Annotated in this window: 9 protein-coding genes and 1 tRNA gene; 7 read left to right on the top strand and 3 right to left on the bottom strand. The window is 42.9% G+C overall.

Annotated features, from left to right (window positions below; translation table 11 throughout):
* Nucleotides 1-37 precede the first annotated feature (37 nt).
* From ISR87_01565 to metF, 7 genes are all read left to right on the top strand, one after another.
* The gene (locus ISR87_01565) at nt 38-1,360 is read left to right on the top strand and encodes a T9SS type A sorting domain-containing protein (GenBank protein ID MBL7024115.1); all 1,323 of its coding nucleotides are present in this window, start codon (nt 38-40) and stop codon (nt 1,358-1,360) included.
* Between the two features lie 636 nt (nt 1,361-1,996).
* A tRNA-Leu gene (locus ISR87_01560) sits at nt 1,997-2,079 on the top strand.
* A gap of 348 nt (nt 2,080-2,427) precedes the next feature.
* Entirely contained in the window at nt 2,428-3,129 is a 702-nt protein-coding gene (locus tag ISR87_01555; protein ID MBL7024114.1) for a DUF4097 family beta strand repeat protein, read from the top strand.
* A gap of 39 nt (nt 3,130-3,168) precedes the next feature.
* Nucleotides 3,169-5,832: a carbohydrate binding family 9 domain-containing protein gene (locus ISR87_01550; protein ID MBL7024113.1), complete on the top strand. Its 2,664-nt coding sequence runs from the start codon at nt 3,169-3,171 to the stop codon at nt 5,830-5,832.
* Between the two features lie 238 nt (nt 5,833-6,070).
* Nucleotides 6,071-8,494: a GAF domain-containing protein gene (locus ISR87_01545; GenBank protein ID MBL7024112.1), complete on the top strand. Its 2,424-nt coding sequence runs from the start codon at nt 6,071-6,073 to the stop codon at nt 8,492-8,494.
* A gap of 10 nt (nt 8,495-8,504) precedes the next feature.
* On the top strand, nt 8,505-8,876 hold the full coding sequence (locus ISR87_01540; GenBank protein MBL7024111.1) for a response regulator: 372 nt from the start codon (nt 8,505-8,507) through the stop codon (nt 8,874-8,876).
* A gap of 64 nt (nt 8,877-8,940) precedes the next feature.
* Nucleotides 8,941-9,897 (top strand): methylenetetrahydrofolate reductase [NAD(P)H], encoded by a 957-nt coding sequence (metF, locus tag ISR87_01535; protein ID MBL7024110.1) that lies wholly within the window; start codon nt 8,941-8,943, stop codon nt 9,895-9,897.
* Here metF and ISR87_01530 read toward each other — a convergent pair.
* The 3 genes from ISR87_01530 to ISR87_01520 are packed head-to-tail and all read right to left on the bottom strand — an operon-like array spanning nt 9,894 to nt 12,912.
* Nucleotides 9,894-10,649, bottom strand: a complete 756-nt coding sequence (locus ISR87_01530) for a biotin--[acetyl-CoA-carboxylase] ligase (protein MBL7024109.1) — start codon at nt 10,647-10,649, stop codon at nt 9,894-9,896. The genes metF and ISR87_01530 overlap by 4 nt on opposite strands.
* Before the next feature lie 31 nt (nt 10,650-10,680).
* Nucleotides 10,681-12,180, bottom strand: coding sequence for a methylmalonyl-CoA mutase (locus tag ISR87_01525; GenBank protein ID MBL7024108.1), 1,500 nt, complete (start codon nt 12,178-12,180; stop codon nt 10,681-10,683).
* Between the two features lie 9 nt (nt 12,181-12,189).
* Entirely contained in the window at nt 12,190-12,912 is a 723-nt protein-coding gene (locus ISR87_01520; protein MBL7024107.1) for a molecular chaperone DjiA, read from the bottom strand.
* Nucleotides 12,913-12,934 lie beyond the last annotated feature (22 nt).

Raw genomic sequence — 12,934 nt, 5'->3', positions numbered from 1 at the left:
TTTAATGGAAATCAACCACATGCATGTGGAGGGAAATATGCGTAGAAGCTTTCTAGTCATCACCAGCCTAATAATCATTGCCAGTTTTGGTTTTGGTGAGACAGTTGTGTCTGTCATTGGATCCTCCGCACAAAATACAGACCCTATTGCTCCACTGAGCATAAATCTGGTAAATACGACTGCTGTTGGTGGTTTGCAATTTAGCTTGAAAGATATACCCAACGAGTTATCCGTTGCTGCCGTGGTACCAGCGGGACGTGCTGCTGCAGAACCCTACGATGATTTTGGTGTAGATGGAACTGCGAATACCAGTGATTTTGGTGAAGGTGATGGGCAATACACACCTGGCGAGCCTTATACTGATGTAAATGGCAATAGCGAATGGGATGGCGATTTTTCTGTAGAATTTAATGATAGAGATTCAACAGTAAGTGTGTTGATTTTTGATGCAAGCGGAAACAGCATTATTCCCGGAAATGGTCCAGTTTGCACAATATTATTCTCTGTTCCCCCTTCAGTAAGCGATGAAATTATTGAATTAAAGTTTCATGAAATTCTTAATGCAGACCCACAATTTTTACTGGTAGTCACCGACCCTGATGGCACTGCCTTAAACACAACCTGGTTAAATGGTCTCCTCACAGTAGGCGGAATTGAAGTTCGTCTCACCGGTGGTGGTGGATCTCCAGGCTATACGTCTGATCCTCTGCTCATCGAATTGAACAATGCGGTTCCTGTAAAGGGAATACAATTTAATCTTGTTGACAATGTGGATTATTTGACGATTGAGTCTGTGCAAGGGCTTGGCCGTGGAGCTGACTTTACCTTTGTTGCCAATGAAGTAGATGGTCACTCGTTGATTCTTGGTGTCAATTTCAATGGTGAGGAAATTGCCCCTGGATCTGGTGCTATTTTGGAAATACAATTTAATATTGCATCAAATGCACCTTTGGGTGATCTCATAGTGTCCACCACAGACTTAATTGTTGCTACACAGGGTGGATTACCCTTACCCAGTAACGGCGAAGATTATATGTTCCCGATTACTGTTGGTGTGGATGATGAAGCTGAGCTACCAACTGCATTTGAGCTTAAACAGAACTATCCAAACCCCTTTAATCCAACCACAACCATTAGCTATAGTGTGCCTGAGGCTTCCGAAGTACAGCTAGGTATCTTCAATCTTCTGGGTCAGGAAATCCGCACACTGTCAAATGGTGAACATCAACCTGGTGTTTATACTACCATGTGGGATGGTTTAAATCAGAATGGTGTTCGAGTTGAGTCTGGAATTTATATCTACAGGATGAGCAGCTCGGCTGGTTTTAGCGCTACCAAAAAGTTGGTAATGCTCAAGTAATCCAGACCAAAAAAGATATTATAAAAAAAGAGGCTGCCCTTTTGGGGCAGCCTCTTTTTTTATAAATAAGGGGTATAGAGGTATAAATGAATATTATTGCAGATATAGCAGCTAACATTATGGTTGTATAAGAAAAGCCACTATCCCGTAAAGCTAGCTTTAAAGCATTTCAACTACATCGGCCCAACGCCTTCCCTCAAGTCTGGATTCATGGATACCAGAGAACCATTTGGTTCGCCTGATCAGCAATGTGATTGACAAATTGGAACTGGATACGGTTCTTCACATTTATCCTGGAAGCAGTGTTTGGTCAAATCAAAGCAAATGGTCACTCCAGGTATTTCCTGCTCTGAGGTCTTGATGAAGTGAATATTGAATTTGGGTTGGTTGATAGTGCCCCTACTCAAATAAAACTATAGTCGAAGAGGAGCGGGGGATAGTAAAGAAGTGTTTAATTATCTCTGGTGAGCTGATTCTAGCCCCTTGACTTGAAAATAACGCTTAAGCTTGGATTTAAATAAATCAGTGATATTCCCTGTGAATCTGTGGCTAAAAAAAGAGGCGATATCATGTTATAAGACAGCCTCTTTCTGTTGCTTCAAAGGAGGCAATTTCTATCTTGCGACGCTTTTTTAAGCCGCGGTGGCGGAATTGGTAGACGCGCTAGATTTAGGATCTAGTAAGCTCAGCTTGTGGAGGTTCGACCCCTCTCCGCGGTACAAAGCAAACGAGAAATCGTTTGCTTTTTTAATTTAATTAAGTCGTCGAACTCCTCAGAATAGCTAAGACTCAATGAATTCTGGTAATTGAGTATATCAATCTGACATGGGAGTATATTTAAATGATATATATGTCATTCAAAACGATAATATAAATCAAGAATAATAATGCCTAAATACAATAAAAATAACATTATAAATAATCGTACCATAGCATGGCATGAGATTGGTTTATTGGGGACCATGTTAAGAACCACTTTTTTATTAAACCTTTTATCGAACTGTGCGACCGATTACAGAAACAGCATGATAAATCAATTAGAGAGAAAGTAAATAATGGAGCAAATTATGAAATCAAGAGCATTCATCACAGTCGTGTCAATCCTTCTAGTCTTAAGCTCTTTTGCTTATGCACAGTCCTCTGTGAGCAAAGACATTCACATCGCAAAGGGCAAAAAGAGCTCCCGCAATGTCTCCACAGTAAGTGGTGATATTTTTGTTGGTAATGGTGCAATGGTAAAGGGTGATGTTTCTGCAGTGAGCGGTGATATCTCAATTGGGTCGAAAGCCTCCGTCCAGAATATAGAAGTGGTAAGTGGCGATATCTCCGTGGGGAAGGGTGCAAAAACAAAAAATCTCGAAACCGTAAGTGGTGATATTCATCTCTATGAGAAGAGCGAAGTTGATGGATCAATTGAGACAGTGAGTGGAGATGTGAACTGTGACTCCGGGTCTGACATTGGAGAATATATTGGAACTGTAAGCGGAGATGTTGAATTGGATGATTCAAGACTTCGTGGGTCTCTTAAGACCGTCTCAGGGGATATCTCACTTTTTAATGGCTCCATGATTGATGGTGACATCATCATAAACCGCAAGCCAGATGTTGTGCTTTATCATAATGGGAAACTCAAAATTATCATAGATATGAATTCGGTTGTAAAAGGTTCTATCCTCGTGAAAGAACCCGATTCAAATGTGATTGTCTATCTGGCCAACGGTGGCGAGGTAAAAGGTGAGATCGTAAATGCTGAGGTACGGAAGCAGTAGGTTATTGGTTCCGGATTGAGGTGAAAGGAATGGAACGATATGAAACATTTTCGACTGCTTACTCTCCTGTTGTGTGGTTTAATACCAATAATTACTATTGGCTCACCACAATTAAAAGGGAGTGCTCAGGAGCGGAGTGTTTCGGCCTTTCGCCTGAATGGTACCCCAATTGAAGTAGATGGAAAACTACACGATAAAGTTTGGCAAGAACTTCCCAAACAAAGTGACTTTTTACAGCGCAACCCAGATGATGGTTCCCAAGCCACCCAACGTACAGAATTTGCTGTAGCCTATGATTCCGAATTCCTCTATATAGGAATTCGCGCATATGACGATCAACCTGAGCTGATTGATGGAATCCTCACCAGACGTGATGAATCCTCGCCATCTGATTGGCTATATATCTCCATAGATAGTTATCATGACCACAGAACGGCTTTCGAATTTGGTCTTAATGCAGCCGGTGTGAAGCAGGATTTAAGACGTTTTGATGATGATAATGCTGATTTTGACTGGAATGCAGTTTGGGAGGGGGAGGTAAGTATCGACGACCAGGGGTGGTCAGCAGAGTTTGCCATTCCTTTTAGGGAACTTCGCTTCAATAGTGCCGAATCCCTTACCTGGGGACTCAATGTTTATCGTGAATTCCCTCGCAATGACAATGAACTGGCTATTTGGAATCACTGGTCCCATGAGGAAACGGGCTTTGTCTCAAATTACGGTGAACTTACAGGTTTAACCAATATTCAGGCTGAACAGCCCATATATATAACACCCTATGTCCTGGGACGATCCGGTTTCAATGATGCCAACGTGGGTGAGTTTGACCACTACGAAAACTCAGCCAGTATGGGTGTAGATATCCGCAAAAATTTTGATCTTGGCCTCACCTTTAGCGGTACCTTTAATCCTGATTTTGGTCAGGTCGAGGCTGATCCGGCAGAGTTTAATCTTACGGAATTCGAGAGTTATTTCAGAGAGCAAAGACCTTTCTTTATTGAAGGGGGTAATATTCTAAACTTTTCCTTAGGATTTGGTGATGGTGACAATTCTTCAAACACACTCTTCTATTCACGTCGTATGGGAAGAGCTCCCCAGGGTGGTGCCAGTTCTGATGGGGGGACAGTAATATCAATCGATGCTCCTGAGTTTACACGTATCCTGGCAGCGGGAAAATTTACCGGAAAACTTGATAACGGTCTCTCTATCGGCCTCATGTCAGCTGCAACAGCTGAAGAAAGTGCTGTGATTACCTATGCTGATGGTCATGAATCAAGCAATGTCATTGAGCCTGCTACAACTTATCTACTTACACGTGTTCAACAGGACTATCGTGGTGGCTTTACGTCAATTGGCGGCATATTCACAGCTACTTTGCGTTCCCTGGATGATACCAACATGGATTGGCTGCGAGAAAAAGCCTTTACCGGGGGTCTTGACTTTAATCACCAATCTTCAGATAGGGTTTATTCCATAGAATCTGCTTTGGCTTTTAGCCATGTCATGGGAAGTGAGGAAGCTATCCTCAACACCCAACTCCATCCTGCTCGATATTTTCAGAGACCAGATGCTGAACACCTCAGTGTGGACTCATCTGCTACCTCACTTTCGGGAATGGGAGGCAAGTTCATCGTTGGCAAATCTGAGGGTAAGCTGAACATGTTTGGTGGTGTCCTTGCTACCAGCCCTGGTCTTGAAGTCAATGATCTGGGTTTCATGCGCTCTGTAGATAATGTTAATGAGTTCATATGGATAGGATATCGACATTGGGAGCCAGGTCGTTTCTTTCTCAATTACAATATTAATTTAAACCAATGGGCCAACTGGACCTTTGGTGGTGAATCCAAGGGTGTAGGTGGGAATGTCAATGGCCATGCCACCCTGAAAAACAATTGGGGCATTGGAGGAGGAATCAATTTTAATACGGGTGGTATGGTACCCTTCCATCTGCATGGCGGACCTTCCATTCGAGGTTCAAAAAATGTGAATGGTTGGACCAACATTAGTTCGGACTGGCGTCAAAAGTTGAGCGCCGGCATAAGTGCTAGCTACTTTTATAGTTGGGACGATGTACACAGTTTCAATACATCCCCATCCTTTACATGGCGACCCAAGAAAAATGTGTCCCTTTCTCTGGGACCCAATTTTCACTTCATGGATGATACCTGGGCCTGGATCACCACCATGGAAGATGCTTCGAATCAACCCCATTATATTTTCTCAGGTTTAAAATTGGCACAAACTACCATGACTTTTAGGGCTGATGTCACCTTGAGCACCACACTTTCACTACAGGCCTATGCTCAGGCATTTATTATGGGAGCGGATTATTTTGACTTTCGCAGGGTAGACGACCATACACAGGAAGATTTCAGCCGACGCTTCCAGGAACTCCCGGATCATCTGCTCTCATTTGATGGAAACGGTGCTCTGAGTGGCGTGGACATTGATCAGGATGGAATCATAGACTATTCACCCATCTCATATGTCTATTCGGACTTCAATTATAGTGAACTGACGTCGAATGTCGTCCTTCGATGGGAATACTCCACTGGTTCGGTGATGTATCTGGTCTGGTCCAGAGGAGCCTCTGCATATGATCCAGCCTGGAGATTTAACCCTGGTGAGGATCTGGAATCTCTACTGAATCTGGAAGCCGATAACATATTCTTGATCAAGGTCAATAAGCTCCTCCATTTCTAAACTATATGTTTTGCAAGCATACCTGAATGCCAAACAGGTGAGTCCAAGGGGGGTATTGACTTATTTGGCAAGCGGCACAAAATCATATAAATTTTGTTATTAAGCGTTTTTTATGAGGATGTGGATAAGGAAAACCCTAAATCTTCATAGGGGAAACCGATTTTTCTTTCGACACTAGCAATAATAGTTTAATGTCTTGCTCAAGTTGCCAATAAGGGCTCTTGAGCGGAAACATTAAATGAAGCTTTCACAGCATATATACATTCCAGTCCTCATATTTGTAGGTGTTCTTGTAGTGGGACAACTGGGTATAAACTATGTTTCAGATCAAGAGTCTGAAAAACTTGCAATAAAAACTCAAGTTACCGCCGAGCAGGTGGGGATGAGACTTAATGATTTTCTAAATACTCGAATTACCCGTCTGGATATTTTCCGAAAACGGATGGAGCAGAGACCTTTCATAAGCGAGGCGGAATTCAGAACTACTGCACTCCGTATACAACATGAACTTCCCGGTTTTCAGGCAGTCAACTGGATAGATGAAAATGGAATTATCCAATGGGTTACACCCTTGGCTCCCAACTTACCAGTAGTTGGTGTTGATTTGGTGCGAGAAGCAGCTAAGGATGCAGCCGAGGTATTTAATAGATCTCTCCAATACCAAATCGATACTGCTTCTCCACTAATCAAACTGGTTCAGGGCGGCAAGGGCTTTGCCACCTACCTACCCATTGTAGTGGATGACCAGATCACCGGTTTTGTGAATGGTGTATTTAGAATTGAAGAGTTGGTCTCTCAATGTTTTAACAACTCGATAAAAGATTTTAACTATGAAGTGATTTTATCAGGTAAGCGAGTTTATCTGAGGGGTGAACCTAATAATTTCGAGAACCCAAGCACCATTGGAAGACATAATTTCACAATGCTGGGTCAGTCCTGGGAATTACAGATAGTTCCAGGTTCCTCTCTGGATGGTACCACAACCTTCATGTGGGCTCTATCCATGGTTGTTGCTTTTTTTCTAGCAACACTTATAGCCGGTCTTACACTGATCAGGTTAAAGTCAAATGCGGAGCTGGCCAAAGCCTATACTGAGATCGAAAATTCTGAGGCAAAATTTAGAACAATTTTTGATAAATCTCCGGCATGCCTGTTACGCTATAGCCCTGAAGCAGTGCTCACAGACTGGAATCTTGAGGCTGCCTCCCTTTTTGGTCTTGAATTTCCACCTTCCAGGCATAGATCCGTGTACGATCTTGAAGAAATGAAACCGATTCTTCATGCCATTGAAGAGACGTTTGCAGGAGAGCATTCCTCATACCTTGGCTCTTTAGAAATTCAAGGCAAGAATATTGAAGTTGCTGCTAATTTTGAAATCTTGGTTTCAAGTGATGATCAGATTCAGGGAGGAATTATACTCCTGAAAGATGTAACTGAGCAAAATAAAACCATGCGGGCTAAGGAGGTCATGTATGATATTGGCCAGCTTGCCAATAAGATCAAAGACCTGCCACTATTGTTTCAGGCCATTCAAAACAGCCTGAGCAGAATCCTGGACACACGTAATTTTTATGTAGCTCTCTACAATGAAGAGCGGGATGAATTTTCCTATCCCTATTACAATGATGAATTTGATTCACCCCCACCTGATCCCGTAAAAGCAGAACGTGGAATCACTGCCTACGTGATAAAAAGTGGTTTCCCTATTTTACTCACCAAAGAAGAGTTCTATACGATGAACAAAGAGGGGAAAATTGATTTACTGGGGACACCCTCTGAACAGTGGCTCGGCTGTCCACTTATTGTAGAAGACAGGCCTATTGGGATTATGGCCGTTCAAAGCTATACCAAAGATGTGGTCTACGATAATGGGGATATCGAGATGCTAAACTTTGTCTCGGACCAAATAGCGTTAAGCATCAAAATTAATATTGAGGATGAAAAACTCCGTGAATCCGAAGCAATGCATCGAGAATTATCGAAACAATTAAGTGATTCAAATAACATCAAAGCGCTGCTTCTCGATGTAATTTCCCATGATCTCAAAAACCCTGCAGGAGTTATCTCTGGTATTGCTGACATTTTGACCATGGGCGAAGAGGTCAGTGATGAACTCCAACTCATTAAGGATAGTTCTGATGTGTTGCTAAAGGTCCTTGACAATACAACTGCATTAGCCCGCATTTCTCTTGGTGAGAGTATCAATATGGTGGATATAAATATCAGCGACTTAGTAAATGAAGTTATTGATGAGTATAAACCGAGTTTTAAAGGTGAGGGGAGTCCACTTCTACTCAGTGTTGAGACTAATATTATGCACATCGCCAACCCCATTATCTCTGAAGTATTTAGGAACTACCTGAGCAACGTTTTGAAGTATGCACCTTCTGGAGAACCGGTTGAAGTGAGTCTTAAAAAGGATTCAGAACGCATCGAATTTTGCGTTAGGGATGTAGGGAAAACGATTGCAGATGATGATCGGGATTCAGTATTTATAAGAAGTATACAGTTGGCCAATGGGAAGATGCGTGGATCAGGACTCGGACTTGCCATTGTCAAACGCATTGCAGAAGTACACGGGGCTGAGGTTGGTGTCCGTCCTAATCAACCGACGGGGAATATTTTTTATTTCGAGATGCCTCTCCAATTGACAAAGAAATGAACATTGACGAATGGGTGAACAAATGACAGTATTGGTTGTTGAAGATGATTTCGCTTCGAGACAGTATCTTTTATTACTTCTTAGAAAGCTTGAGTATGGGTCCATTGCTGCTGAAACTGGGGAAGAAGCTCTTGAGTTGATGAAAGATAAATCCGCAGATATTTTTCTTCTGGATATTGCTCTGGGACCAGGTATTAATGGACTGGAGCTGGGAGCAAAATTAAAAAATGAGGGTCGCTTTGGCCAAGTGCCCATGGTGGCTGTTACTGCGTTTACCAAGGACAAGTTGGAATCCTTTGATGAGGCAGGTTTCTCGGATTATATGTCCAAGCCCTACACCATTGATCAGTTGAAAGCATTATTGGAAAGATACCTAAAATAGATATCCTTCCTGCACCACACGAACAAATCCATACTATCTAGTAAAAAAATATCTATTATATAGAATGAAAATTAATGATATCCTCCAGGAGAGAAAAGACCCCTTTTTAAGTTTCGAAATTATTCCCCCTGCCAGAGGTAGAAGTGCACGTGAAATCTATGAGATCATTGATGAACTGATCGAATTCAACCCCCCCTTTATTGATGTGACCAGCCATGCAGCAGATTCATATTTTATTGAGCAGGATAATGGCACCTTTACACGGCACATCAAGCGAAAACGACCTGGAACCATTGGTTTGTGTGCCGCCATTAAATATCGTTATCAACTGGAAGCGGTTCCTCATCTCCTCTGCCAGGGATTTACCAAACAAGAAACAGAAGATGCCTTGATAGAATTGAATTATCTGGGGATTGATAATGTGTTGGCTATTCGTGGTGATCAATTGCTATATCAAAAAGCCCATCCCATTGGACGAGAGGCAAATGAGCATGCACTGGATCTGGTAAAACAGATTAGTAATATGAATCGTGGCAAATATCTGGAAGATATCCTCGATGCTGATGAATCAGATTTCTGCATTGGTGTAGGGGCTTACCCGGAGAAACACCCAGATGCCCCCAGCAAAAATGCAGATATACGATACTTAAAAAGGAAGGTTGATGCTGGTGCTCAGTACATTGTCACTCAGATGTTTTTCAACAATCAAGATTACTATGATTTTGTTGCTCAGTGCAGAGCAGAGGGCATCACAGTTCCTATTATACCAGGCATAAAGCTGATAACACGTCAGACCCAACTTCGCTCACTGCCTCACGCGTTTTCCGTAACTATTCCTGATGATTTGGTAACAAGTCTTGAGTTGGCGGAGACCTCTCATGAAAGAGCTGAAATTGGCATCAAGCACGCAGTTGAACAATGCGAAGATTTGCTAAATAATGGTGTGGAATGTCTTCATTTTTACGTCATGCAGGATGTTCGTCTGGTTAAACAGGTCGCAACAGCACTCAATTTATCCTAAAGCGATTCAGTAAGTCGTATTTCACCGGTTTGGAAGGCTTTCAGTTTTCCCTCAATAACGATCAGTGCATCACCCCTGCTGTTAATTCCTGAGAAATGCCCTTCAAATTTCCCCTGAGGAGATTCCAACAGGACGGATTGGTTCATTCGGTATGCATTTTTATTCCACTCGCTAGCCAATTGGTCTCCATCATCCAGAGCAGACAAATTTCCAAAAAATGAATTCACAAAAGTATCGATTAAGTTAGATCTATCCAGGTTTTCCACTCCCTCTAGTTTGAGGGAGGTAGCCTGCCTCTGGATAGAAGGGGTAAAATCATCTTTGCCATGGCTCAGGTTTATTCCCATCCCGATGATGGCAGACACAATAGCGTCTCCTTGCCATTGAAGCTCCGTAAGGATACCTCCACACTTCTTTGAATTGATTATGATGTCATTGGGCCATTTCAGGTAAACGATATCAGGAATGAGGGGTGAGATGATGTCATGCACAATGGTACCTGTGAAAATGGATAGCAACTGGATGTTGTGGGAAAGTGAAGTCTGGCGGCCAAGATAAAGTGACATCCACAGACCCAAACCAGCAGCTGATTCCCATCTCCGCCCCTTCTGGCCCTTACCTTGTGACTGTGCATCACTCACCATTAAAACGTTGGAACCCTGAAATTCCTGACGTCGCCTTTTTAACTCAAGATTGGTGGAATCAACCGTATCAAGAAAAATGGTTTTATCAAGATCAGGGTGGGAAGTCATATATTGTGATCTGGTTTTGGACGGTTGGTCCTTACCCCTGATATTCACCAAAGACAGACCTGAGGGTATTGGAAATTTCGCCAACAGACGCATACTCGCGCACAGCTGACAAAATAAATGGATACAGGTTTGTATCCTTGTGCTGAGCAGCAGTTTTCAGCTCAGAGAGAGATTTCTTGAGAGCATCGTTATCACGAGCAGCTTTGACTGAACGTAAATCCTTTAATTGTTCCTGGGCAGCTTTGGCTGCTAGTTTCAAGATGTCAGGTTGAATATCCTCCTCATCGACGAATTTGTTTTGCCCAACCACAACACGTTCTCCCTGCTCAATATCCTGCTGATATTGATAGGCGCTGTTGCCAATTTCATTCTGAAAATATCCCAATTCGATGGCTTTCACGGCACCACCTAATTCATCAACCTTCTTAATATATTCGAAGACATCCTCTTCCAGACCATTGGTTAAGGTTTCAATAACTTCTGAGCCGGCCAGTGGATCAACATAGTTGGTAATGCCACTCTCAAATCCAACAATTTGTTGTGTTCTCAGAGCCAATCTTGCTGACTCCTCAGTTGGCAGGGCCAGGGCTTCGTCCCGTGAATTTGTATGCAATGACTGAGTACCGCCCAACACCGCTGCCAAGGCCTGAAGGGTGACACGGACCACATTATTATCAATCTGTTGAGCTGTAAGTGTTGACCCCCCCGTTTGGGTATGAAAACGGCACATCATGGCTTTCGGATTGGTGGCTCCAAAACGCTCCTTCATAATTTTTGCCCAGATACGACGAGATGCACGGAACTTGGCTACTTCTTCCATCAGATCATTATGCGCGTTCCAGAAAAATGATAGTCTGGCCCCAAACTCATTGACATCCAAGCCTGCTGCAATGGCAGCCTCCACATAAGCAATCCCATTGGAAAAGGTAAATGCCAGTTCTTGGGCTGCTGTGGAACCAGCTTCACGGATGTGGTAGCCTGAGATAGAGATCGTGTTCCAGTTGGGGATATGTTCATTGCAATATGAAAAAACATCGGTAATAAGCCGCAGAGATGCCTGGGGTGGGAAAATGTAGGTCCCACGAGCAATATATTCCTTCAGGACATCATTTTGAATGGTACCCCGCAGTTGTTGGCTGTTCACGCCTTGCTTTTCAGCCACGACCTGGTACATGGCCAATAAAATGATAGCAGTTGAATTGATGGTCATGGATGTGGATACCTTGTCCAGAGGTATGCTTTCGAAAAGAACTTCCATATCAGCCAGGGTGTCAATGGGTACCCCAACCTTCCCAATTTCTCCCTCGGCGATGGGGTCATCAGAATCATATCCAATCTGGGTTGGCAAATCGAAAGCGACTGAAAGACCAGTCGTTCCCTGATCTAGCAGATAACGGTACCTGGTATTTGAGTCTTTAGCGCTGGAAAATCCTGCATATTGCCGCATCGTCCATTTTCTGGAGCGATACATCTCTTCATAAATTCCCTTTGTAAAGGGATATTGTCCGGCCTTTTCCCCTTGGCTACTCATAGCTTACCTCTAAGTCCTGCGTTCAGTCTTGATTTGCTGGTAGGCTTCATTGATAGCCTTGAATTTGTCTTCAGCCATTTTCTGGAATTCTGGTCCAAGATGTTGAACCTTGTCCGGGTGAAACCGTGCTGCCATGGAGCGATAGGCTTTTTTTATCTCCTGATCAGTAGCGGAAGGATCAATTTCCAATATTTTATAATACGAATGATTGTCCTTTACAAAGATAGCCATGATGGCATCAACATCCCGGGCATTCAGCTTTAAATGTTGGCCTATTTCCTGAATGATTTCAACTTCACTGGCATGGACCTGACCATCTGCCTGGCTAATTCCAAATAGAACATGCATGAGCTGAAGTTTTTCAGCAGTATTCATATGACTATTAATCTGATTTGCTATTTCGTAGATGAAGTAGTCTTGTTCCAGCAAATTCTTCAATAAGACAAGCATCTCCTGGGCATTATCGCGGCCAAAACTTTTTATGAGGAACTGCTTTACATACTCTAATTCAGCCTTGACTACTTTTCCGTCTGCCTTCATGACTGCAGCAACCAGAACTAACATGGCAATGGCAAAATCGCCTGGTTTCGTCTGTTGCGAAAATCCTGGACCAATGCGTTGTCCCATATTGGGATTAGATTCGACCTGACCACCTAACCACCATCCAATTAATCCTCCGATGGGTCCTGCAAAAGCCCACCCAAGTCCAGCTCCGAACATTCTTCCTAACATTTGGTATCCAATATTTTAATTA

The organism is Candidatus Neomarinimicrobiota bacterium, assembly GCA_016784545.1.
Lineage (GTDB): Bacteria > Fidelibacterota > UBA8477 > UBA8477 > JABMPR01 > JABMPR01.
The sequence above is the reverse complement of the archived record's forward strand: the minus strand, read 5'-3'. Positions and strand labels throughout refer to the sequence as shown.